Annotated in this window: 19 protein-coding genes, 1 tRNA gene and 1 pseudogene; 13 read left to right on the top strand and 8 right to left on the bottom strand. The window is 55.8% G+C overall.

The window, feature by feature from the left end:
- Window positions 1-12: 12 nt before the first annotated feature.
- Window positions 13-1035, bottom strand: a complete 1023-nt coding sequence (locus tag JOE29_RS15175; protein WP_181016963.1) for an FAD:protein FMN transferase — start codon at window positions 1033-1035, stop codon at window positions 13-15.
- Between the two features lie 390 nt (window positions 1036-1425).
- Between JOE29_RS15175 and JOE29_RS15180 the strand changes: the two genes are divergently transcribed.
- Window positions 1426-2718, top strand: coding sequence for an MFS transporter (locus JOE29_RS15180; protein ID WP_003415899.1), 1293 nt, complete (start codon window positions 1426-1428; stop codon window positions 2716-2718).
- Between the two features lie 63 nt (window positions 2719-2781).
- On the opposite strand, the gene JOE29_RS15185 is transcribed toward JOE29_RS15180, so the two are convergent.
- Window positions 2782-4044: an MFS transporter gene (locus JOE29_RS15185; protein ID WP_137983739.1), complete on the bottom strand. Its 1263-nt coding sequence runs from the start codon at window positions 4042-4044 to the stop codon at window positions 2782-2784.
- Between the two features lie 146 nt (window positions 4045-4190).
- Window positions 4191-5654, bottom strand: coding sequence for a glyceraldehyde-3-phosphate dehydrogenase (locus JOE29_RS15190; protein ID WP_003315085.1), 1464 nt, complete (start codon window positions 5652-5654; stop codon window positions 4191-4193).
- A 190-nt stretch (window positions 5655-5844) separates the two neighbouring features.
- Between JOE29_RS15190 and mfd the strand changes: the two genes are divergently transcribed.
- From mfd to JOE29_RS15205, 3 genes are all read left to right on the top strand, one after another.
- The gene (mfd, locus tag JOE29_RS15195; protein WP_016567723.1) at window positions 5845-9297 is read left to right on the top strand and encodes a transcription-repair coupling factor; all 3453 of its coding nucleotides are present in this window, start codon (window positions 5845-5847) and stop codon (window positions 9295-9297) included.
- Window positions 9298-9308: 11 nt separating this feature from the next.
- Window positions 9309-9833, top strand: a complete 525-nt coding sequence (locus tag JOE29_RS15200; RefSeq protein ID WP_032660492.1) for a CsiV family protein — start codon at window positions 9309-9311, stop codon at window positions 9831-9833.
- A 75-nt stretch (window positions 9834-9908) separates the two neighbouring features.
- The gene (locus tag JOE29_RS15205) at window positions 9909-12653 is read left to right on the top strand and encodes a DEAD/DEAH box helicase (RefSeq protein WP_003415893.1); all 2745 of its coding nucleotides are present in this window, start codon (window positions 9909-9911) and stop codon (window positions 12651-12653) included.
- A 13-nt stretch (window positions 12654-12666) separates the two neighbouring features.
- On the opposite strand, the gene JOE29_RS15210 is transcribed toward JOE29_RS15205, so the two are convergent.
- Window positions 12667-13233, bottom strand: coding sequence for a cysteine hydrolase family protein (locus JOE29_RS15210; RefSeq protein WP_032660487.1), 567 nt, complete (start codon window positions 13231-13233; stop codon window positions 12667-12669).
- Between the two features lie 113 nt (window positions 13234-13346).
- On the opposite strand from JOE29_RS15210, the gene JOE29_RS15215 reads away from it, so the two are divergent.
- The 6 genes and pseudogenes from JOE29_RS15215 (at window position 13347) to JOE29_RS15235 (ending at window position 18286) form a co-directional block, all read left to right on the top strand.
- On the top strand, window positions 13347-14096 hold the full coding sequence (locus JOE29_RS15215; protein WP_003315093.1) for a 3-oxoacyl-ACP reductase family protein: 750 nt from the start codon (window positions 13347-13349) through the stop codon (window positions 14094-14096).
- A gap of 178 nt (window positions 14097-14274) precedes the next feature.
- Window positions 14275-14364, top strand: a tRNA-Ser gene (locus JOE29_RS15220).
- A gap of 503 nt (window positions 14365-14867) precedes the next feature.
- Window positions 14868-15011 (top strand): annotated as a pseudogene (locus JOE29_RS25480) (integrase); the annotation flags it as partial.
- Window positions 15012-15707: 696 nt separating this feature from the next.
- The gene (locus JOE29_RS15225; protein WP_210079667.1) at window positions 15708-16781 is read left to right on the top strand and encodes an HD domain-containing protein; all 1074 of its coding nucleotides are present in this window, start codon (window positions 15708-15710) and stop codon (window positions 16779-16781) included.
- Window positions 16771-17766, top strand: coding sequence for a nucleotidyltransferase domain-containing protein (locus tag JOE29_RS15230; protein ID WP_210079668.1), 996 nt, complete (start codon window positions 16771-16773; stop codon window positions 17764-17766). Before JOE29_RS15225 ends, JOE29_RS15230 begins: the two co-directional genes overlap by 11 nt.
- A 22-nt stretch (window positions 17767-17788) precedes the next feature.
- Complete coding sequence (locus JOE29_RS15235) at window positions 17789-18286, top strand: histidine phosphatase family protein (RefSeq protein WP_280922618.1); 498 nt, start codon at window positions 17789-17791, stop codon at window positions 18284-18286.
- 222 nt (window positions 18287-18508) lie between these two features.
- Here the strand turns inward: JOE29_RS15235 and JOE29_RS15240 are convergent, their stop codons facing one another.
- From JOE29_RS15240 to JOE29_RS15250, 3 genes are all read right to left on the bottom strand, one after another.
- Complete coding sequence (locus JOE29_RS15240) at window positions 18509-19582, bottom strand: XRE family transcriptional regulator (protein WP_210079670.1); 1074 nt, start codon at window positions 19580-19582, stop codon at window positions 18509-18511.
- The gene (locus JOE29_RS15245) at window positions 19569-20231 is read right to left on the bottom strand and encodes a hypothetical protein (protein WP_210079671.1); all 663 of its coding nucleotides are present in this window, start codon (window positions 20229-20231) and stop codon (window positions 19569-19571) included. Before JOE29_RS15245 ends, JOE29_RS15240 begins: the two co-directional genes overlap by 14 nt.
- 603 nt (window positions 20232-20834) lie before the next feature.
- Window positions 20835-21092 carry a DUF1652 domain-containing protein gene (locus JOE29_RS15250; RefSeq protein WP_003315097.1) on the bottom strand — a complete coding sequence of 86 codons (258 nt, stop codon included), beginning with the start codon at window positions 21090-21092 and terminating at the stop codon, window positions 20835-20837.
- Window positions 21093-21306: 214 nt separating this feature from the next.
- Between JOE29_RS15250 and JOE29_RS15255 the strand changes: the two genes are divergently transcribed.
- The 3 genes from JOE29_RS15255 (at window position 21307) to JOE29_RS15265 (ending at window position 23037) form a co-directional block, all read left to right on the top strand.
- Entirely contained in the window at window positions 21307-21810 is a 504-nt protein-coding gene (locus JOE29_RS15255) for a cupin domain-containing protein (RefSeq protein ID WP_210079672.1), read from the top strand.
- A gap of 261 nt (window positions 21811-22071) precedes the next feature.
- Window positions 22072-22602 carry a hypothetical protein gene (locus tag JOE29_RS15260; RefSeq protein WP_032660476.1) on the top strand — a complete coding sequence of 177 codons (531 nt, stop codon included), beginning with the start codon at window positions 22072-22074 and terminating at the stop codon, window positions 22600-22602.
- A 66-nt stretch (window positions 22603-22668) separates the two neighbouring features.
- Window positions 22669-23037, top strand: a complete 369-nt coding sequence (locus JOE29_RS15265) for a c-type cytochrome (RefSeq protein WP_099314950.1) — start codon at window positions 22669-22671, stop codon at window positions 23035-23037.
- 66 nt (window positions 23038-23103) lie between these two features.
- Here JOE29_RS15265 and JOE29_RS15270 read toward each other — a convergent pair whose 3' ends face one another.
- Window positions 23104-23274: a DUF6021 family protein gene (locus JOE29_RS15270; RefSeq protein ID WP_003315102.1), complete on the bottom strand. Its 171-nt coding sequence runs from the start codon at window positions 23272-23274 to the stop codon at window positions 23104-23106.
- Window positions 23275-23327 lie beyond the last annotated feature (53 nt).

Consider the following 23327-nt stretch of genomic DNA (forward strand, 5'->3'; position numbering starts at 1 on the left):
CGGCACGTTGGCTTATCGCGGCTGCTCCACAACCAGACGATCAAACGACGCGTTGCTGCGGATGATAAAGCGCTTATCGGCACGAATCACAAAAAAAGCAGGGATTTTATGTTCTTGCGCATAATCCCAGCCGCGCTGCGGGCCGAGAATCAACAGCAGGGAGGACAGACCGTCGGCCATCAGCGCTGAGGGATCAATGACCGTCACCGACGCCAGACTGTGGCTGATCGGTTTGCCGGTCAGGGCATCGATCGTATCGGAAATGCGCCATCCTTCATGGTCGGTGTAACGCCGAAAGTCGCCCGACGTAGACACGGCGTAGCCTTCGAGCGGAAATACTTTTTGCGTGACAGTGCCATCATCGAGCGGCGCGTCCAAGGTCACCCGCCAGGGCGAGCCGTCGGGTTTGAGCCCACTGACTTTCAGCTCACCTGTGGCCTGCACCAGATAATCGTGCAAGCCAAGCGCGTCCAGCCGTTCGCTGATGCGATCTACCGCATAACCCGCGGCGATGCTGTTGAGGTCGACTTGCACCGCGGCGCTCTTGCACAACCGGTCGCCGAAGATGCGCAGGTTGCGATAACCGACCAGCGCCTGAGTCCGGGCCAGTTGCCGCACCAGCGGCATCTGCTCGAACAGCGTATGAGGCCCCAACCCCCACAGGTCCATCAACGGCTTGACCGTCAGGTCGAAGGCACCGTCGCTCTCCTGCGCCAGCTGTTCGCCCACGCCGATCATTTTCAAGACCGGTTCCGGCATCACCTGGCAGCTATTGGCAGGCAATGCATTGAAGCGCTCGATATCCGAATCCGTGCGCCAAAGCGACATCTGCTGATCGACCTCGTCCAGAATCGCTTCAACCTGCGGACGCACAGCCGCAGGCTCTGGCTGCCCGGAGGCGCGCGCATACACCACAGAATAATGGCTGCCCATGGTCGGCCCACCAAAGCTTTCCAGCTTGCGTTCCTGACCACAACCACTGCACACCAGCAACACGAGGCACCCTGCAACCTTGCCAAACCTACGCAAACCCATGCCCCGCACTATAAAAACCTTCAGAGTGACTTGCTGCCATTGGCGAACAAGACAGAAAAGCGTCCATAACCTGCTCTGACACCCCATGAACCGCGCCGACACAAGGCCGACCGGCATATTAGTGGTCGACGGCCACTTATGCTCCCTGCGCGCCCTGCCTGTTCATCAAGTTTCATCAAGTTTCATAAAAATGACACGCCGCACGATTTCCATATTCTTAACCTGTCAAGCGTCAGTTAACTGATAGCAAATCGCCGAAACGGTTGTCTTTGAGCCCTGTTACACATACTGTTACAAGTGCGCATCGCCAGCTGCACACACGAAATGGCGATGCGAACGGGATAAAAACGACAACGGACTCCAAGCCGACGAGCCTGAGCGAGTAACTAAATGGCCTCCACAACAAGTAAGGGCAAAGCGATCTTTCGCGTTGTCAGCGGTAACTTCCTCGAGATGTTCGATTTCATGGTCTACGGCTTCTATGCCACGGCCATCGCAAAAACCTTCTTCCCTTCCGACAGCGCTTTCGCTTCGTTGATGCTGTCGCTGGCGACCTTCGGCGCGGGCTTCCTGATGCGTCCTCTGGGCGCAATCTTTCTCGGTGCCTACATCGACCGTCACGGGCGTCGCAAAGGGCTGATTATCACCCTCGCGATGATGGCAATGGGCACTCTGTTGATTGCCTGTGTACCCGGCTACGCCACATTGGGTGTCATTGCACCCTTGCTGGTGCTGCTCGGTCGTTTGCTGCAAGGTTTCTCGGCGGGTGTGGAACTGGGTGGCGTTTCGGTGTATCTGGCTGAAATCTCGACACCGGGCCGCAAAGGCTTCTTCGTCAGCTGGCAGTCCGCCAGCCAACAGGCCGCCGTGGTCTTCGCCGGCTTGCTGGGCGTGGGTCTGAACCACTGGCTGAGCCCTGAGCAGATGGGCGAATGGGGCTGGCGCGTGCCGTTCCTGATCGGCTGCCTGATCGTGCCGGCCATCTTCATCATCCGTCGCTCGCTGGAAGAGTCACCAGAGTTCGAAGCTCGCACGCATCGCCCGACGCTGCGTGAAGTGGTGCGCTCCATCAGCCAGAACTTCGGTCTGGTGCTGGGCGGCATGGCGCTGGTGGTGATGACCACCGTGTCGTTCTACCTGATCACCGCCTACACCCCGACCTTCGGCAAGAACGAACTGAACCTGACCGACCTGGAAAGTCTGCTGGTGACGGTCTGCGTAGGCGTGTCCAACTTCATCTGGCTGCCGATCATGGGATCGTTCTCCGATCGCATCGGCCGCAAGCCGCTGCTGATTGCCGCGACCGTGCTGGCCATCGCCACTGCCTACCCCGCCCTGTCGTGGCTGGTTGCACACCCGAGCTTCGGCAATCTGCTGATGGTCGAGCTGTGGTTCTCGTTCCTGTACGGCTCCTACAACGGCGCGATGGTCGTGGCGCTGACCGAGATCATGCCGGTCGAAGTCCGCACCACGGGTTTCTCGCTGGCCTACAGCCTGGCGACCGCGACCTTCGGCGGCTTCACCCCGGCGGCCTGTACTTACCTGATTCACGAATTGGGCAACAAGGCAGCGCCAGGCATCTGGCTGACCGGCGCAGCAGTGCTGGGCCTGGTGGCCACGCTGGTGCTGTTCCGCAAGGGCGGGCAAAAGCTTGAAGCGCCTGTGGCGGCTTCAGCCAGCTGATCGATCGCTGCATCGCAAAAGAAAACCCCGGCTCGAGCGTCTCTCGGCCGGGGTTTTGCGTTTTCAGACCTTGCGTTTCCAGGGACGAAAGCTGAGCCAGAGCAGCACGCCAGGCAATTGCAGCGCAATCATGAGACCCAGCGACCACTGGTAGGCCTCGAGCGAGTGACCGGTGCCCTGGGACGCTGGCCATAGATTAAGTACGACTCCCATCAACCACTGGAGGAAAAACGCCAGCACGAACACAACCAGGTTGAATGAAGAACTCACCCTGCCCGCCAGTTCCGGTGACACCGATTGCGCCACAATGGCGTAGTTCATGGTCGTCGAGGTGCCGAAGAAGCTGAAGCCCATGGCAATCAGATAGGGCGATACTGGCAAGCCGCTGGTCATCAGCGCCTGAAAACCGATAAAGATCAGCATACCGGTGCCACAGATCATGATTGGCTGCACGCCGAACCTGCGCAGATAATCGGTGATCGCGCCGAACGTCAGGGACCCCGCCACCATCGCGATAGCTCCGAACAACAGCACATTGGCCATCCCGGAATCGCTCAAACCCGCCATATCACGTAACCATGGCCCCATCCAAAGAGACAGTACCGACATGTAGATGGCGTGCGCGAACACCGAGTACAGCGCCAGACGCCAGAACGTCCACGACGAGTACAGTTTGCCGACCGCGGCAAACATATCGCTGTAACGAGTTTTTTTGCTCTCGTAGGCTTTGGGAACGCTGAGGTGTATGACCACCGCCACACAAAAGGTCAGCAGCGCCAGAACCAGAAACGCTTCTCGCCAGGTCAACCAGTTCAGCAGCGCATGTAATGGCGTGGTTGACGCCATCGCGCCCAGCCCGCCAATCGACAGCAGGCAGGCGGTACTCAGCGGCAAACGCTCGACCGGCAACCAGATGGCACACGCTTTGATCGCACTCATCAGCGAGCCCGCTACCCCCAGGCCAATCAGCCCTCGCCCGATCAACAACCCTGTCTCGGTGCTGGAAATACTGAAGATGACCGAGCCGGCGACCGCGAACAGCAGCATCGGCGCCTGAACGCTGCGCGGCCCATAGCGGTCCAGCATGACGCCGAGCGGAATCTGTGCGGCGGCGAAGGTCAAAAAATACACGCCAGTCAGCAAACCCAGACTGCTGGCGGGCAAGCTCAGGTCGGTTTGCAGGTCGCCGTAGATCACTGCGTTGACGGTACGAAACAGGTAGGAAACGAAATGCCCCAGCCCGAAGGGGATGAAGATCGTCAGAAACAGCAGGAAGAAGCTGCTTTTGAGGGGGTGTTGCGAACCGTCCAGGGCCGAATTGCTCATCCTTGATACTCCATCGTCCAGAAAATCTGCGCGCCACAGATTCTCATGGTCCGCCACAAAACAGAACGGGCCGAAGCCTGCTTGCGCAGGGTCCGGCCCGTTTATCTGCTGCCCTGGTCAGACCGGACAGCTCAAGCGTTCAACGTTTACTGCGGGAAAGCTGGCGGATTGACGTCTGCCATGTCTTCCATCACGCGAACCACCTGGTGGCTGTAACCGAATTCGTTGTCGTACCAGACGTACAGCACAACGCGGTTGTCGTTGACGATGGTGGCTTCGGCGTCCACGACACCGGCGTGACGCGAGCCGACGAAGTCAGTGGAGACCACTTCCTGCGAGTTCACGAAGTCGATCTGCTTGTGCAGGTCCGAGTGCAGCGCCATGTAGCGCAGGTACTCGTTCATTTCTTCGCGAGTGGTCTGCTTCTCGAGGTTGAGGTTGAGAATGGCCATGGACACGTTCGGCGTCGGAACACGGATCGCGTTGCCGGTCAGCTTGCCAGCCAGCTCAGGCAAGGCCTTGGCAGCAGCGGTGGCCGCACCGGTTTCGGTGATGACCATGTTCAACGCCGCGCTGCGACCACGACGGTCGCCCTTGTGGAAGTTGTCGATCAGGTTCTGGTCGTTGGTGTACGAGTGAACCGTTTCGACGTGACCGTTGGTGATGCCGAACTTGTCGTTGACCGCCTTGAGCACCGGCACGATGGCGTTGGTGGTGCAAGAGGCCGCCGAGACGATCTTGTCGTCCGCGGTGATTTCACCGTGGTTGATACCATGCACGATGTTCTTCAGCTTGCCTTTACCCGGCGCGGTCAGGACCACGCGGTCGATGCCCGGGCAGGCCAGATGCTGACCCAGACCTTCGGCATCACGCCATACACCGGTGTTGTCCACCAGCAGGGCGTCCTTGATACCGTACTGGGTGTAATCCACCTCGGACGGGTTCTTGGCGTAGATCACCTGAATCAGGTTGCCGTTGGCGGTGAGCGTGCTGTTGGCTTCGTCGATGGTGATGGTGCCATCGAACGGACCGTGAACCGAGTCACGGCGCAGCAGGCTCGCGCGCTTGACCAGATCGTTTTCCGCGCCCTTGCGGACCACGATGGCACGCAGACGCAGGCCATCGCCACCACCGGTCTTCTCGATCAGGATCCGCGCCAGCAGGCGACCGATACGACCGAAACCGTACAGCACGACGTCAGTGCCCTTGCGTGGGCTGGTGCCCTGCTGACCCACTACACTGGCCAGTTCTTCACGAACGAACTGCTCGGGCGTGCGGCCATTGCCTTCGGTCTTGAACTTCACGGCCAGCTTGCCCAGGTCCACCGAAGCGGCACCCAGTTTGAGTTCGCTCATCGCCTTGATCAGCGGGAACGTCTCGTGTACGGACAACTCAACCGCATCGGACTGACGATGACGCGCAAAGCGGTGAGCTTTGAGAATCGCGATGACTGAACGGTTGATCAGGCTACGGCCATAGATCGAGCTCACCACATTATTATTGCGGTAGAGCTGACCGATGAGCGGGATCATCGCTTCGGCGAGAGCTTCACGATCAATCCATTCACCAAGACACTGGTCGGGCTTCTGAGTCACGGGAACCTTCCACATGTAGGGGCTGAAAAAAGGGGCTACATTATGACCGCGCCTTTGTTTATGAGCAATGCACGGCTGTCATATCGACACGCACTACATAATTTTCGCCCGTAAATACTCGGTAATACTCCGGAAAACTGACAGCCACCACCTTCCCCCGTTACAATCGCCGCCCCTGTTGCAACGCCTGGAGCCCGACCTTCCCGTGCCAGTTCTGCGTCTACCGCATCTTTCTGCCGCTGCAGGCAAACAACACTGGGGCAATCTTCCCGGTGCCACACTGAGCCTGGCCATTGCCGAAGCCGCCAGCGCGGCCAAGCGCTTCACCCTGCTCCTGACCGCCGACAGCCAAAGCGCCGAGCGGCTCGAGCAAGAGCTGAAGTTTTTTGCACCTACGCTGCCGGTTCTGCACTTCCCGGACTGGGAAACCCTGCCCTACGACCTGTTTTCGCCGCACCAGGACATTATTTCCCAGCGCATTGCCAGCCTTTATCGCCTGCCGGAACTGGAGCATGGCGTTTTGGTAGTCCCCATCACCACCGCCCTACACAGACTGGCGCCGACCAAATTTCTGCTCGGCAGCAGCCTGGTGCTGGATGTCGGCCAGAAGCTCGATGTGGAAGCCATGCGTACGCGCCTGGAAGCCAGCGGCTACCGGTATGTGGACACGGTCTACGAACATGGCGAGTTCACCGTGCGCGGGGCGCTGATCGATCTGTTCCCGATGGGCAGCAAACTGCCGTTTCGGATCGACCTGTTCGACGATGAAATCGAAACGCTGCGCACCTTCGATCCGGACACCCAGCGCTCTATCGACAAGGTCGAGTCGGTGCGCCTGTTGCCCGCCCGTGAATTCCCTTTGCAGAAAGAAGAAGTCACACGCTTCAAGGCGCGCTTTCGCGAGCGCTTCGACGTGGACTTCCGGCGCAGCCCGATTTTCCAGGACTTGAGCAGCGGCATCACACCTGCCGGCATCGAGTACTACATACCGTTGTTCTTCGAGGAAACCTCGACGCTGTTCGATTACCTGCCGCAGGACACCCAGGTGTTCTCCCTGCCGGGCATCGAACAGGCGGCCGAGAACTTCTGGAACGACGTGCGCAATCGCTATGAAGAACGCCGCGTCGACCCTGCAAGGCCGCTGTTGCCGCCCGCAGAATTGTTTCTACCGGTAGAAGACTGCTTCGCGCGCCTGAAAAACTGGCCGCGCGTGGTCGCCAGCCAGCAGGATGTCGACGCCGGTGCCGGACGCGAGCGCTTCCCGGCGCAGTCCCTGCCGGACCTGTCCATCGAAGCCAAGGCCACTCAACCACTGGCGGCCCTGTCGAATTTTCTGGATGACTTCCCCGGTCGCGTGCTGTTCACCGCCGAGTCCGCCGGACGCCGGGAAGTGCTGCTGGAGCTGCTCGAACGTCTCAAGCTGCGCCCCAAAACCGTCGACAGCTGGCTGGATTTCGTCGACGGCAAGGACCGGTTGGCAATCACCATCGCGCCGCTTGACGAAGGCCTGCTGCTGGAACAACCGGCCCTGGCGCTGATCGCAGAGAGCCCGCTGTTCGGCCAGCGCGTCATGCAGCGCCGTCGCCGCGAAAAGCGCACCGACGGCGGCAATAACGACGCGGTCATCAAGAACCTTACCGAGCTGCGCGAAGGCGCGCCGGTGGTGCACATCGATCATGGCGTAGGCCGCTATCTCGGGCTTGCGACCCTGGAAGTCGAAAACCAGGTCGCCGAATTCCTGATGCTGGCCTACGCCGAAGACGCCAAGCTGTACGTCCCGGTCGCCAACCTGCACCTGATTGCCCGTTACACCGGCAGCGACGACGAAACCGCGCCGCTGCACCGCCTGGGCTCGGAAACCTGGCAGAAAGCCAAACGCAAGGCTGCCGAGCAGGTCCGTGACGTGGCCGCCGAACTGCTGGATATCTACGCGCGTCGCGCAGCCCGCGAAGGCTATGCGTTTGCCGACCCCAAAGCCGATTACGCGACCTTCAGCGCAGGCTTCCCGTTTGAAGAGACGCCGGATCAGCAAACCACCATCGACGCCGTGCGCGCCGACATGCTGGCGCCCAAGCCGATGGATCGTCTGGTCTGTGGCGACGTGGGTTTCGGCAAGACCGAAGTGGCCATGCGTGCCGCCTTCATCGCCGTGCATGGCGGGCGTCAGGTGGCCATTCTGGTGCCGACCACCCTGCTCGCCCAGCAGCACTACAATAGTTTCCGCGACCGTTTCGCCGACTGGCCGGTGACCGTCGAAGTGATGAGCCGCTTCAAGTCGGCCAAGGAAGTCAACGCTGCGGTTGCCGATCTGGCCGAGGGCAAGATCGACATCGTTATCGGGACGCACAAGCTGTTGCAGGATGACGTCAAGATCAAGAACCTCGGTCTGGTGATCATCGACGAAGAACACCGGTTTGGCGTGCGCCAGAAAGAACAACTCAAGGCGCTGCGCAGCGAGGTCGATATCCTGACCCTGACCGCAACGCCGATCCCGCGCACCCTGAACATGGCCGTGTCTGGCATGCGTGATCTGTCGATCATCGCTACGCCACCGGCGCGCAGGCTGTCGGTGCGTACCTTCGTGATGGAGCAGAACAAGCCGACCATCAAGGAAGCCCTGCTGCGTGAGTTGTTGCGCGGCGGTCAGGTCTATTACCTGCACAACGACGTCAAGACCATCGAGAAATGCGCTGCCGATCTGGCCGAGCTGGTGCCGGAAGCACGTATCGGCATCGGCCACGGGCAGATGCGCGAGCGCGAACTCGAACAGGTGATGAGCGACTTCTACCACAAGCGCTTCAATGTGCTGATCGCCTCGACCATCATCGAGACCGGCATCGACGTACCGAGCGCCAACACCATCATCATCGAGCGCGCCGACAAGTTCGGTCTGGCCCAGTTGCACCAGTTACGCGGTCGCGTCGGACGCAGTCACCACCAGGCCTACGCCTACCTGCTGACCCCGCCACGCAAACAGATCACCCACGACGCCGAAAAGCGTCTGGAAGCGATTGCCAACACCCAGGACCTTGGCGCGGGCTTCGTGCTCGCCACCAACGACCTGGAGATCCGTGGCGCGGGCGAACTGCTCGGGGACGGCCAGAGCGGACAGATCCAGGCGGTGGGCTTCACCCTGTACATGGAAATGCTCGAGCGCGCGGTGAAGTCGATTCGCAAGGGCGAGCAGCCCAATCTCGATCAGCCATTGGGCGGCGGACCGGAAATCAACCTGCGCGTGCCGGCACTGATCCCCGAAGCCTACCTGCCGGATGTGCACACGCGCCTGATTCTCTACAAGCGCATTGCCAACGCCGCTGACGAAGAGGCCCTCAAGGACCTGCAGGTCGAAATGATCGACCGCTTCGGCTTGCTTCCGGAACCGACCAAGAACCTGGTGCGTATCACGCTGCTCAAACTGCACGCCGAACAGCTGGGCATCCGGAAAATCGACGGTGGCCCGCAAGGTGGCCGTATCGAGTTCGCGGCCGAGACGCCGGTTGACCCACTGACCCTGATCAAGCTGATTCAGAGCCAGCCCAACCGCTACAAGTTCGAAGGTGCCACGCTGTTCAAATTCATGGTTCCCATGGAGCGCCCGGAAGAGCGCTTCAACACGATCGAAGCGCTGCTTGAGCGCCTGACCCCGAAAACTGCTTGAAGGATTCACGCATGCTTCTGTTTCGTTCATTCATCCTGCTGCTGACGCTGATCGCGCCGGCAGCGTTCGCCGATGGCCTGTATCAGGTCGAGATTCTGCTGTTTCGCCAGAACGGCGAGCCGGCCTCGACCCGCCAGCTTGTACCGGAAAACTGGGACAAAGGCGCACAGAAGATCGACGCGAATGATGAACGAAGCCCCGCGCTCAACGATCTGGCGAGCAAACTGCAAGGCAGCGGCCACTATGAAGTGCTGATGCAGCGCGCCTGGCAGCAGAGCATCGGCATCGAACCGGGCAAAGTCGCCATCACCAGTGGTGACGAGCGGCTTGGTCATTACCCGATCGAGGGCACCGTGAGTCTGGCGATGGCACGCTTCACCGATATTGGTGCACAATTCTGGGTCAACCAGCTGGACCCGCATGGCGTGGTCATCAGCAGTGAACGATTGAAGCAGACTGCCAGGGTAAAGAACGGTGAGCTGACCTATCTGGACAACGGCAACCTCGCGTTGCTGATCAAGGTTTCTCCTCTTTGATCTTTACGTACGCAAGGGACGCCCAGGCGTCCCCTTTCTTTTTGAGCATCGCTGCGGCGTAGGGCTTTTTAAAACTTGTCGTCCATTCTCGAAAAAGTCCTGGCTGCGGCCTGGACAGACCTATTCCACGAGCGAACGCTTGAGCGAGGGCGCGACTACGCCCGGCAAAAACGCATCGTGCTGGAAGACTCCAGCCCGCAGATCATCCGCACCGCCTGTCGGGGCTCGGGCCTGGAAATCTACACCCAGACGCTGCTGTTCAAGGACCCCGATCGCTACAAGAACTACCTGACCTGCAAATGCACCTGCCCGGTTCGCAACGATTGCAAACATTGCGTGGCGGCCCTGCTGTTTCTGCAAGATCCGCACAACCGTCCGCTGCTGCAGGCCGCACTGGCGTCGCACCAGCAAGAGCCGGAAAAGCCCGTCGAGCAGAAGCCCAGGCTGCCGGAGCGCCTGATCGATGACCTGCAGCCACGGCCCAGGCTGATTCTGGCCAGCATCGAGTTCAGTGCCTACGAGCCGCGCAACGGGCGCATGCAGCGGCACATTCAGCACCGTGCCGCGCTGGCCTTTGCCTACGGCAAGCATTACGCGGTTGGCACCACCAACGTCAGCATTCTGGTCAGTTCGCTGGGCAGCGATCTGGTGAACCAGAAAAGCGACATCATCGAACACACCGACACCGAAACCCTGCGCATCCGTCGTCAGGGCGAACGGGAGCGGCAGTTGCGTCAGGAACTGGCCGATCTGGGTTTCAAGGTCGCCACCCGGCAAAGCAAGGCACTGCCCGACAGCGCCGGCGACATGTACGAACTGCCCAACGACAAGGCCTGGCTGCATTTTGTCCTCGATGACCTGCCGCGCCTGCGCGAACAAGGCTGGGAAATCGACATTCAGGAAGAGTTCGGCTTCGACGTTACGCCGGTGGAAGACTGGTACGCGGTCATCGACGAAGAGAACGAACGCGACTGGTTCGACCTGGAACTGGGTATCATCGTCAACGGCGAGCGCCTGAGCCTGTTGCCGATCCTGATCAACCTGATCCGCAGCCATCCCGAACTGATGAGCCCGTCGGCCGTGGCCAAGCGCGGCGACGAAGAACAACTGCTGGTGCAGCTCAATCACTTCACGCAAAGCGGCGGCAGCCCGGTACAGATCGCCCTGCCCTACGGGCGGCTCAAGCCGGTACTGGCGACGCTGGGGGACTTCTACTGGCGTCAGGAAGGCAACAACGCGCTGCGCATGAGCAAAGCCGATGCCGCGCGCCTTACCCAGCTCGAAGACCTGCCGCTGACCTGGCAGGGCGGCGACCGCCTGCGTCACTTTGCCGAGCGCCTGATCAACATCAAGGACGCGCCGGTCAGCCTGCCCGATGGCCTGAACGCCACGCTGCGCCCGTATCAGCTGGAAGGCTTGAGCTGGATGCAGTCGCTGCGCGAGCTGGAAGTCGGCGGCGTGCTGGCCGACGACATGGGCTTGGGCAAGACCCTGCAGACCCTGGCCCACCTGCTGATGGAAAAACAGGCCGGCCGCCTCGATCGCCCGGCACTGGCGGTAATGCCGACCAGCCTGATCCCCAACTGGCTGGACGAGTCCGAGCACTTCACCCCGGACCTCAAGGTGCTGGCACTGTATGGCGCAAACCGGCATCAGGATGCCGGCAACCTTCAGGATTACGACCTGATCCTGACCACCTACGCTTTGCTGCCACGGGACCTGGAGCTGCTCGAAAAACAGCCCTTCCACGTGTTGATTCTCGATGAAGCGCAGTACATCAAGAACCCCAACAGCAAGGCCGCTCAGGCCGCACGCAACCTCAACGCCCGCCAGCGCCTATGCCTGAGCGGCACGCCACTGGAAAACCACCTGGGCGAGCTGTGGTCGCTGTTTCACTTCCTGATGCCCGGCTGGCTGGGCAACAGCAAGGAATTCAACAGCAACTACCGCACCGCCATCGAAAAGCATGGCAACCAGGACCGCCTGCATCACCTCAATGCGCGCATCAAGCCGTTTCTGCTGCGTCGCACCAAGGAGCAGGTGGCGACCGAACTGCCACCCAAGACCGAGATCATCCACTGGGTCGACCTCAACGACGCGCAGCGCGATGTGTACGAAACCGTACGTCTTGCGATGGACAAAAAGGTCAGGGACGAAATCACCCGTAAAGGCGTGGCACGCAGCCAGATCATCATTCTCGAGGCGCTGCTCAAGCTGCGTCAGGTCTGCTGCGACCTGCGCCTGGTCAATCAGGACATGCCGGTCAATAGCAAACAAGGCACCTCGGGCAAGCTCAACAGCCTGATGGAGATGTTCGAAGAACTGCTGGCCGAAGGTCGCAAGATTCTGCTGTTCTCGCAGTTCACTTCGATGCTCAGCCTGATCGAGGAAGAGCTCAAGCAGCGCGGTATCGCCTACGCCCTGCTGACCGGCTCGACCCGCGATCGCCGCACGCCGATTCATGATTTTCAGAGCGGCAAGCTGCCGATTTTCCTGATCAGCCTCAAAGCAGGCGGCACCGGCCTCAACCTCACCGCCGCCGATACGGTGATCCACTACGACCCGTGGTGGAACCCGGCAGCGGAAAACCAAGCGACCGACCGTGCGTACCGTATCGGCCAGGACAAGCCGGTATTCGTCTACAAGATGATCGCGCGCGGCACCGTGGAAGAGAAAATCCAGCGCCTGCAACGGGAAAAATCAGCGCTGGCCTCGGGCGTGCTCGACGGGCGCACCAGCGGCGACTGGAAATTGCGCGATGAAGACCTGCAGGCCCTGTTCGCGCCATTGCCCGCCGCGCCGAAGAAAACCCGCAAGTAAGCCCGTCAGGCGCTTATTCGACAGCAACCTGCTGGAGAATCTGCGCCGTCGACAGCACCGTAGCGTACTCGCCGTGCAGGTTGGCCAGTGACATCGCGTGCACTTCTTCGGCACTGCGCGGCGTGCCGAAGAAGTCCTGTTGATCGAAGGTAAAGCAGGCATCGTGCGCGACCAGCACGTCAAACCCCAGATTGCCGCCACTGCGCGCGGTGGACTCGACCGAGTTGTTGGTGACCACCCCGGCAATCACCAGTTGCCTGATCCCGTCGGAGCGTAACCACATTTCCAGGAAAGACCCGCAAAACGCGTCGGGTACCTGCTTGCTCAGCTCACGCTCATCGGATTGCGGCAAGAACGCTGGCTGGTACTCGACCCCTGACTGTTGCGGCCAGAACACTGATTCGGGTGATGTCGAGAAATGCCGGACGTGAATCACCGGCCGCCCGGATTGCCGCCAGGCACCGAGCAGAGCGCTGACATGGCTCTCGGCCAGTGGGTTATTGCGTCGCCCGAGCTTGGGATGATGGATGCCCTGCTGCAGGTCGATCAGGATCAGCGCGCTGTTGTCTTGAATATCCATGATCAATCAGTCCGAACTTTTGGTTCAGCAAGACTATCGCAATCAAGGTCTATTCTGGTCGCAATCGTCGACAGGCTCAGGCTTGTCCGAGACCTGCCCCCAAGGAGAACATCATGATCGAACACCTTAAACTCGCCGGCAAAGTAGCGCTCGTGCAGGGCGGCTCACGTGGTATCGGCGCAGCCATCGTCCAGCGCCTGGCCAAAGAAGGCGCTGCCGTGGCGTTTACCTACGTCAGCTCCGAAGTCAGCGCTCTGGAGATTCAGGACAGCATCGTCGCCAATGGCGGCCGCGCACTGGCCATTCGCGCAGACAGCGCCGACGAAAAAGCCATCCGCCAGGCCGTGCAGACCACTGCCGAGACCCTTGGCAGGCTGGATATCCTGGTCAACAACGCCGGCATTCTGGCCATTGCGCCGCTCAATGAATTCAGCATGCAGGACTTCGACAAGACCCTGGCGATCAACGTGCGCAGCGTATTCATCGCCAGCCAGGAAGCCGCGCGACACATGGAAGAAGGCGGTCGCATCATCAACATCGGCAGCACCAACGCTGATCGCATGCCCTTTGCGGGCGGCGCCACTTACGCCATGAGCAAATCAGCGCTGATCGGCCTGACCAAAGGCATGGCCCGCGACCTCGGCCCGCAAGGCATCACCGTCAACAACGTCCAGCCCGGCCCGGTGGACACCGACATGAACCCGGCGCAGGGCGAATTCGCCGAAACCCTGAAAGCGCTGATGGCCCTGCCCCGCTACGGCACCAGCGAAGAAATCGCCAGCTTCGTCGCCTACCTCGCAGGGCCGGAAGCGGGCTACATCACCGGTGCCAGCCTGACCATCGATGGCGGCTTCAGCGCCTAAGGCCTGCACCACAAGCGGCCCTTTGCCCAAGGGCCGCATCCCCCACCAGGGCCTTTTACTGGCGAATCAGCGTTTATTTGCTTAAGCGCATGAAAAATCTGAAAAAAAGTTTTGCGTTAGGAAAAGCTTTCGACTACATTAGCGCGCCTCGGCAGACACAACGTTGTCGTCGAGATACGGTGAGGTGTCCGAGTGGCTTAAGGAGCACGCCTGGAAAGTGTGTATACAAGAAATTGTATCGAGGGTTCGAATCCCTCCTTCACCGCCATATTGAATAGTCAACGAGGCCCTGATTTCTGAACAGATTTCAGGGCTTTTTTGTTTCCGCGTTTTGGAAAAAACCACAGTTTATACCTTGGATACGACGAAGATAGGTCGCCACCGGGTTTCTCTGGAGCGTTGCTCAATCAAGCGTTACATGCCCGGCGGCGACTCATGATGCGTTGGCGGGCCGACCGTCTCGATGCGCTTCGTGGCAGGATGATCGCGAGATTTCGAGATCAGTTTTATGCCCACGTGAATCGGCTCCTAACGCACATGACGTCACCCCCAATATCCGAATCGATCGCAGTAATTTGGATGAAGGGCAGGACGCCTTCCAGCGACAACAGGGCCGTAAGTACTCCTGCGCTTTGCCTTACCCGCGGGATCATCCAAACAGGGCTGCGAAGCCGCCCTGTTTGGATGGATCTCAGCTAAAAAATCAAAAGCACCGCAATACATAGGCCTTTAAAAGTTACGGGCGGCGTAAGCGTGGGAATATACAGCCATATCACCGGGCACCCTGCCCCCGTCAATGGCGGCGGGCGTCATAGGCCTGGCCCACTGCTTGATCGGCAGGCGCACATGCAGATTAGTGCTGAGCTAGGACATGGTCGCATTGAGGTCGTGTCGGCATACAATGGGGGGGGCAGCGTGACCAAGCCCTTTGACATGAAGGTGTCCATGGCTGGCATCCTCACTGGCGCGTATGTCACTCGACGTAGGCATTTCAGGCAGACAGCAGCTATCCAAGACGCGATTTCCACACGCCGGGGCGATACCCTTGGCAGTGGCAACGCAGCACATCCTGTGGTTCTGGAATTGCAAATTGGCAAATAGCTCCACCGCGACCCGCTGTTACTATTTGGTTACGATATGCATGATAGCGGCCCACATAGCGAGGACTTAGCGATGTCCAGACTTGCAGAAGACTTACTCTGAAGACGACTCGCTGCCATAGCCCCCGTAACGAGCGATCATAATGTCACCAGCTTTTAGCTTCGTGGGCAGCGCAACTCTTTCAATTCTATAGATTTTTTTCAAAATTCCTTGTGACACCTCAGAAAACTTAGAACTACTGACGGTAGGCGTTCTCCCTCATGGCTTTGGACTGAGTGTTTTTGACAAACGGTACGTGAAGATTGGATAATCTAGGCGGTTTAGCGTCAAATGTGTGTGATAATTACCGGCTTTGTAGGCGCCGGTAAGGTTGAGGGTAATTGTCTGCTGCTCAATTTAGCATCAAATTTTAGATCCAGAGGACTAATGACAAATCATGACATATACTCAAAGGAGTCTTTTTCCGAGGTGAACTATGATTACCGTCCATCTTGCTTCGACTGTTGAGCCATGACAAATAAATTAATTGACAGCATCGCAATGTGGCCGGCAGCCATAGACGATCCTGAAACTATTTATTATTGGATTAATACAATAATAAATGACGAGACCATATCTCTTGTTTTGCAATCCAAGGCCTTTAAAAGGTTATACGATATATCTTTTCTTGGTGCGTTAGATTACACTCATCCTGGCACTGAAAAAATCTCTAAGAAGAATCGAAGTCGTGCTGAGCATTCTTTGCATGTAGCAGCGCTCGCTGCATATGTTGCAGAAAAGCGTAACTATGCTCCTGACCTGAAAAGACATTTAGTAATTGCAGCGCTTTTACATGATATAGGTCATGCACCACTATCACATAGTGCTGAGCCACTGATAAAGAAAAAAATTGGATATGGACACCACGAAGCGGGCGAACAAATAATCGATGGCAAGCAACAGCTTGGTAAAGATCTAAGTCTTAATCTTAAAAGGCATTGCGATCTGAGCTTTATCCATTCATTATTGAACATGAAAGCTACAAAAGAAGACGGCGGCGATCTTTTTTATAGCCCTATCAATATAGATACAATTGACGGCATTACTCGTTCGCACACTTATTTCACTGGTTTTTCTTCAGCGCATTCAACATTGGCTATTGCACGCGCGTCGTTTGTCAGTTCTCCGTCGAAAGACCATAGAGTTTTAGACGATTTCTGGATGATGAAAGAACGGGTTTATTCAGGGTTGATAAATGATGAAATCGGTCTTATATCCGACAAAACGAGTGAAATATTTTTTCTGGAATCATCAGTTTGCTTGAGTGAAGGTGATTTATATAAAAGCGAGAAAAGTTGGCAGCAGACATATAAATCTTTGTTCTCTCGCTTGAACAAGATACTAAAAAGCAAGTCGGCGCCGAGTTGGTTTTCGAATGAACAAGTAAGCTTTATTGATAGAAAATACTTTGTTTTGTCTGACAGAGATGACAGCACTCGATATGGCTGCAAGAAAGAAAAGAAGACTAAAATTTTCGATGTGAGAATTGAACCTGTAAACAAACAGCACTCAATAGAATTAAATGGAATTATTAATGAACATTGAAAGATTTTCAAAATTTAAGTCTTTAGACGCAGCATATAAACATTCTGCGAGTGTGATCAGTTCTTTGAGACGTGACCTTGAATCGGCGCTTTCAGAAAGTAATTTAAAAGATAGGTTGACTGTAGTTACGACTGGTTCTTTTGGTCGAGGTGAGGCTTCGGCAGAGTCAGATCTTGATCTGTTTATATTTTTCGATTCTGACAAGCCTGAGGACAGCTTGCTTGAGGAAAAGAAGTCTATTCAGGATGTAGTTGATAGATATGTAAAAAAGCCTGCCGGTGATACTGGGACTTTTGGCTCTGAAGCAGTCGTTAATTTCAGTGAAATGTTGCAGAATCTGGGCGGGGATAAAGATTTCAACGTCCTCCTAACTCGGCGAATGTTGTTTCTGCTTGAAGGTAAGTGGCTGTACGGGGAAGAACGCTTTAAAGCGTACCGAACAGATCTATTAAATAAATATATCAAGGCCGGGGATCCGGAGAGACAAATATCTCGCTTTCTCCTCAATGATATAATTCGATATTATAGAACAATTGCTACCGACTTTGAGTTCAAAGTTACTGAGAGTAGTAAGTCTTGGGGATTGCGGAATGTAAAGCTTCGTTTTTCCCGCAAGCTTCTGTATTTTGGAGGCGTGATCTCAGTGGCCGAGACAGCTTTTGTTGCCCAAGCAGATAAAAACGGGTTAATTGTAGAGATTTTGGATAAAACCGTGCTTGAGAGGGTTCAAGATATAGGCGCAGATAATCCTCATACTCTTGAAATCCTTAATATATATCAAGACTTTTTGGCAACAATCGAATGTCCAAAGAATAGAGAACTTTTAGAAGTCGTGACAAAGGATAATCGCACGAACTCTGACTTGTTTTTACAGATGAGAGAAAAAAGCAAAGACTTTTCCAAGGTCCTTGATAATTGGCTGAAGCTACAATATCCGGATAACGAAAATAACCCTCACCCAATTCATAATGCGCTAATTTTTTAATGTAGAGTGACAAGCTTTGATATTGTATGTTCGGCACGGCCAAACGGATTTCAATAGGGAGAACCTATGGATGGGAAGCATTGACCGCCCTCTTAATAGAGAAGGTCGTACTCAGGCCGCTAATGTGGCTGAAGAGCTTTCAAATATATGTATAGATAAAATCTATAGCAGTCCACTAGCTAGGGCGTATGAGACGTCTAAGCTTATAGCTGAGAAGCAAAAAAAATTGCCTGAAATTATAATTTTGACTGATTTAAGAGAGCGCTGTTTTGGAGAGCTCGAAGGCAAAGTTAAAGTTAGGATGGCTAGAGGCGATTTAGCTTGTTATTCTGGCGTGGAAAGTGAAGAGGATTTTGTTGGTCGTATTGAGCATTCTATGGAGTCTATCCACAACGATGGAGTCACTTTGATTGTTTCTCACTCAGCCGTTTTTCGCTGTCTAGTAGAAAAGCTTGGTTATTCAACCAGGCCATCGCTGGTGAGAATTATGAACTGCCAGATCGTACAGCTGGATAGATGAAGCTGGCTTTCTGATCCAAGCAGAGTTTTATTGTCTGCTGACATAGGCTTTACGAAGCCTACGTAATAATTAAGCCTTTTGATAGAGTTTCCTCCCACTTTAAGTACGCAAGTCGGCTCAAGCCTTACATCTAAGGGAATAAACTGGGCGGCGCAGAAGCGAGCTATACCGTATGGCCTCGACAGATGCTGCTGCACTGCCCGCCTATTCAACGGGGAAAATTTAAATTACGCGGAGAGGAGGCTGTTGGACATAGCGCTGTGTTCGCGATCCATCACTTAGTATGCCTTTTAGTAACGAATTAATCTCGTCTAAAGGTAAGCTTAGTTTTTGGGCGATGGTTTCTTTGGTGTGGCGATCCTTCCAAAGTTCCTCCAATACCTTTCGCCACAGTACTGAGCTCTCACGCTCAATCGAATTAGGCTCACTAGTTCGATAACCAGCTACTGCAATTTGCTTACATAATTCCCTATAATGCCAGTCGCTTAAAAGCCCCGAGTCTTTTGCCGATCTAGCTAAAGCCGCTACAGATATACCCCAACGGTGTTTGCTGGATATAACCTGCTTGAGAGACGGCGCAGACGGCAAATGAGCAATCAAGTCCTCCCGAGGAACAAGAAAGTGAGATGCAAATAGGTCTGCCTCGCGCTCAACATCTCGACCGTCCATGTAGCCATGCACATGCATCAACAGATGCCCCAATTCATGAGCTGCGTCAAACCGGCTCCGCTCAGGAGACTTTAAGGTATTTAAAAACATGAATGGCACGCCATCTCGCCAAAATGAAAATGCGTCAACATCTTTTCCCTCAGCAAGAGTAAATATCCGAACACCTTTGGACTCAAGCAACTTAACCAGGTTTGGTATAGGCCTAAAACCAATACCCCAATGTCTTCTTATAGCAGAAGCCGAAGATACGGGATCTTCCACTCGCAGCTCTGGTAAGTTTGGGGCTGGAAGGTTAAATCTCTCGGATATCCAATCATTGAATATGCAGCCCAGTGCACCGCTTGCAAGTGCCGCCTCAGTTTGCTTGGCCGTCATAGATTTTAAACTTCTGAAGCTAACCTGCCTAATGTCAAGTTCATCAACATCATCCAAATAAAAGAAATCGACTGGATAACCCAATGCTTTCGCAAGTGCTGCAACAGTTTCATTACTCGGCGCTGACGTAATACCAGTGTCAATTCTAGTTAAAGTCGCCTGAGCGACACCGGCCATTTCGGCCAATTCTTTCTTGGTAAGCTGCCTGCGCTTTCTAGCGAAAGCAAACCTAGACAAATTAAATGTTGCCATTTTTCTTCTTGGTTACCACTATTTCAGTATCAAGCTCATCGAGCGGCTCAGTAGGAGCAGACAGGATAGCGTCAGTATCTAAATCTTGATCTTCGATAAAGATTCGTTCATGGAAGCCTTCAAATTGATCGCCCTCAAATGGCTTAGGTCGCGATACTTCGACTTGGAGGCGCCTTTCATCCGCCGCGGTACAAATATACCAAATCGTAGGGAAGGCATTGGGCGGCGAGACCGCACCCATAGGAACCGCAGAACCGAATAGATCCACCTCGTACCCCCTTCCAACGAGCTCACGCGTAGCCTCACCTCTCGACGAAATTGACCGAGGTTCATCCTTTTGACACGCATGATCAACGTTTTGAAAGCTAAACATGAGCCCCATGCTTTCGTTGTAAACCAATTCGATATTCCGATAGCGGCAGGGACGCCACCCATCAGGATAAGTAAGCAGACGAAGCTGGCGGATACCCGCTTGGTAAGCCCGCGTACCAGGGAAATTGATAGGGTCGACCCCTGGCAGGTACTCAGCTCTCGCATACACCGCAGCTTTAGCAATTATGACGACCTTCTCTTTGGTCAACCCAAGCATAGCTAACGCCGCCTGGACGTCACTCGGCTCATCAATCACTATGGTATCGAGGTTCTGCATGGAGGCTCCGATGTCAATTTTCCATACCTACATTGTAGGGAGAAAAAATTAACATGCAAGCTCAGCTGTTTATTTGAGGGCTTCTTTGCCAGTGAAGGTGGGTGGGGTCAAGCAAGGTACTCACAAGACTTACAAACCAAGCGCTTTAAAGGCATCCATCTTACTGTTGCGCTCTTCACAACGTGGCCGATGGCATATTGCCCCCAATCCTCCATCATCCTTCGGTGCTTCTCGAAAAGATCACCTCGTCTATAAGCAGTCTCGACCGCATTTCAATCGTATGTGCGAGCGCTTGCTCATTGACCGAGCTTGGAGCGCAAAAGAGAAAGATTGGCTTAGCCTACTGATCTTTCGAGGTTTTTTGAGATCACCACGCATCACTGACCTTCAGAGGTCGCTAAAACAGCGGACTTCTACACCGCAATATTGATAAACCACAAGGCACCTAAATTCTGAGGGTGATTCAGGGGCTTTGCGGCTTCTGACGCTTCAAAAATCGGCTGTGCGACGTTGCATGAGCGAATGCCCGCTATTAGCCTGCTGGAGACGATAGGCCTTCGTAAATGCGATCAAATAACCGCAATCAAATTACGACCCCAGCCCTTACGCCATCCGCCTCATGGACAAATTCATCTGCCCCATCAGGTCTCGTTGCTCTCTCAGCGACAGCACCAGCCGCGCGATGGATCGGCTGCTGTCTACCTCGGACAGGGACAGCCCCGTTACGTAGAGCTGGATATCACCTGACTCGGGGTGGAGAAGCTTCACCGAGAAGGTTTCATTTGGCGCGACGACGCACTCGCACTTTGAAGGCAGAAAGGCTGTTTCAAGAACTCGCTGAATATCGGGTTTTGAAAACATGGTGCGTCCTCTGGAAGGGGCCAAATCGTGATGTGAAGTGTAGACGAGTTTCAGGCGAATAGGTTTCCGAGCTGCGCGCCGGATGCACGCGGCGCGTGGGGCTTTTTGTGGCGGCTGCCTGGGACTGTTTTGCCTGATCAAGGCAACTGCCTGCAACACCTCACGCTCTCTGGTCTAAAGTACCCTCTCCTGAACTCCCCGAGCCTCGACCGACATGAATGAACGCGCACGTGAACTGGCGTCTCGTCTGATTCGCAATTTCAACGAGGCTCCCCTCGAACATGAAGTTCGTGAACCGCTCTATGAAAGCTCGGCAGCCCGCCTGGGCACTGGCACGGCCGCGCAAAAGCTGGGGGCATCGATTGATGTCGTGGCGCCGGGCAAGCGCTCCTGCCCTTATCATTTTCATCATGTGCAGGAAGAGATGTTCGTGATCATCGAGGGCGAAGGCAGTTTGCGTGTTGCGGGCGAGATGCTGCCGATCAAGACGGGGGACGTCTTGTTTATCCCTGCGGGTGCCGATTACCCGCATCAGCTAATCAATACCTCGCATGCGCCGCTGAAATACCTGTCGATCAGCACCCGGGAAACACCCGAAGTGTGTGAATACCCGGACTCGGGCAAGTACCAGGCCATGGTTTCTCTCCAAGGCACCCGAGTGTTCACCGCCAACCAGCGGACCACGGAAAACCTCGATTACTGGGACGGCGAACCGTGATTTGAATTGTTTATAAATTGTATCCGGCAGTTCACGCTTTTTTCACGTTCGCGGGTTTATTGTTAACTCAATTCCCAGCAAGACCTTAAGCCCGCTACCCCCCATCGCGGGCTTTTCTTTGTCTGCGATTTGAGCATGCAGCGTTTGGCATGGGTCAAGAGACATCAGGGACACGACTGCTCAAGCAAGCGTCGGGCAGACAGGGAACATCATGCAGAATACGATTTCCAAGCCCTACCTCCCGGATGAAACCCGTCAATCATGAAAAACACCCTGAAAAAACTGCTCCTCGCCGTGGCTTGTCTGGCGGCGGCTCCCGCGTTCGCTGCATGTCAGATGACGCCAGTGGCGTACGACATGCCTTCGCAACGTCTGGACGAGGCCTTGCAGCAACTGGCGCATCGGTCCGGCTGCCCGGTGAAGGTCAACCTGGGCGCGGACAGCAGCAGAAAGGTCAAGAAATTCAAGGGCACCTTTACCCCGGATCAGGCGTTGTGGCTGGTCTTGAAAAAAACCGGGCTGGAAGGTTATGTCGAAAATGACGGCCTCACGGTTGACCGTCGAGGCCAGGATTTTGTAAACCAGCGAGCAACTGAGCTACGCACGGCTATTGATGAGACTGGCACACGGATGGAGGCCAGAAAGAAGAAGCGCTTCCTTCATCAACTGGACACCATTGAGTCCGGAGCGAAGAAGGTGGTCCTTGAACAGAGCTTTGTCAGCGCAGCCGAGATGGCGAGTTACAAGCGTGACTTCGACGAACTGTCGAGCCAGATACCGGCCAGCAAGTGATCCCGCGATAATTGCGCTAAAATTTGCCGCTTTTAAGCGCAAGGCCGAACGCGCAGTGGATGACCGATGAAAAAAACCGCATTACTCCTGATGGCACTGACCCTGCCTGCGCTTGCTCAGGGCGCAGGCGATGCCGAGGCCGGGAAAGCCGTGTTCACCCGCCTCTGCTCGGGCTGCCACAAGATCGGCCCTTCTGCACGCAGCGCATTTGGCCCGCCCCTCAACGGCATCATTGGTCGTCAGGCGGGGCAACAGGAAGGCTACGTGTACACCGACGCGATGAAGAACTCGGGGCTGGTATGGACGCGCGAAGAGTTACGCACTTACATCAAGGACCCGAGCGAAGCTGTCCCCGGCACTCGCATGAAGCTGTGGTGGATGGGTAACGATGAGCGAATGGAAGATCTGCTGGAATACCTTGATGCCAACAAGTAGTACGAGGGGGTAAAGCGAAGTCCGGATATAAATCGCCCCCGGTACTCACCGAGGGCAATCTGTCAGTTACTTGTCCGGCGTGTAAGGCGGGTAATCATCCTTACTGCCTTTATCGGTAGCAGGCGTCTTCGCTGGCTCGGTGGGGTCGATCTGCGGGTCTTGGGTGTTCGGCGACTTCTCGTCGAAACCCGGATCGTTCTTGTTTCCGCTGTTGCTGCCTGGCTGGGTGCCGGTCATATGCGCCTCCGTTTTTAAATTCAGGACCTGATATTAAGAGAGCCTGAGGCCAC

It is taken from the genome of Pseudomonas sp. PvP009, from assembly GCF_017832995.1.
Taxonomy (GTDB): Bacteria; Pseudomonadota; Gammaproteobacteria; order Pseudomonadales; family Pseudomonadaceae; genus Aquipseudomonas; species Aquipseudomonas syringae.

Bases quoted from the DNA above. Each gene is read 5' to 3' on its own strand.
- JOE29_RS15190 (WP_003315085.1), bottom strand. From the start codon at position 5,654: ATGTGGAAGGTTCCCGTGACTCAGAAGCCCGACCAGTGTCTTGGTGAA.
- JOE29_RS15230 (WP_210079668.1), top strand. From the start codon at position 16,771: ATGAACATTGAAAGATTTTCAAAATTTAAGTCTTTAGACGCAGCATAT.
- JOE29_RS15265 (WP_099314950.1), top strand. From the start codon at position 22,669: ATGAAAAAAACCGCATTACTCCTGATGGCACTGACCCTGCCTGCGCTT.
- JOE29_RS15175 (WP_181016963.1), bottom strand. From the start codon at position 1,035: ATGGGTTTGCGTAGGTTTGGCAAGGTTGCAGGGTGCCTCGTGTTGCTG.
- JOE29_RS15210 (WP_032660487.1), bottom strand. From the start codon at position 13,233: ATGGATATTCAAGACAACAGCGCGCTGATCCTGATCGACCTGCAGCAG.
- JOE29_RS15215 (WP_003315093.1), top strand. From the start codon at position 13,347: ATGATCGAACACCTTAAACTCGCCGGCAAAGTAGCGCTCGTGCAGGGC.
- JOE29_RS15255 (WP_210079672.1), top strand. From the start codon at position 21,307: ATGAATGAACGCGCACGTGAACTGGCGTCTCGTCTGATTCGCAATTTC.
- JOE29_RS15200 (WP_032660492.1), top strand. From the start codon at position 9,309: ATGCTTCTGTTTCGTTCATTCATCCTGCTGCTGACGCTGATCGCGCCG.
- JOE29_RS15180 (WP_003415899.1), top strand. From the start codon at position 1,426: ATGGCCTCCACAACAAGTAAGGGCAAAGCGATCTTTCGCGTTGTCAGC.
- JOE29_RS15225 (WP_210079667.1), top strand. From the start codon at position 15,708: ATGACAAATAAATTAATTGACAGCATCGCAATGTGGCCGGCAGCCATA.
- JOE29_RS15185 (WP_137983739.1), bottom strand. From the start codon at position 4,044: ATGAGCAATTCGGCCCTGGACGGTTCGCAACACCCCCTCAAAAGCAGC.
- JOE29_RS15245 (WP_210079671.1), bottom strand. From the start codon at position 20,231: ATGCAGAACCTCGATACCATAGTGATTGATGAGCCGAGTGACGTCCAG.
- JOE29_RS15240 (WP_210079670.1), bottom strand. From the start codon at position 19,582: ATGGCAACATTTAATTTGTCTAGGTTTGCTTTCGCTAGAAAGCGCAGG.
- JOE29_RS15260 (WP_032660476.1), top strand. From the start codon at position 22,072: ATGAAAAACACCCTGAAAAAACTGCTCCTCGCCGTGGCTTGTCTGGCG.
- JOE29_RS15250 (WP_003315097.1), bottom strand. From the start codon at position 21,092: ATGTTTTCAAAACCCGATATTCAGCGAGTTCTTGAAACAGCCTTTCTG.
- JOE29_RS15270 (WP_003315102.1), bottom strand. From the start codon at position 23,274: ATGACCGGCACCCAGCCAGGCAGCAACAGCGGAAACAAGAACGATCCG.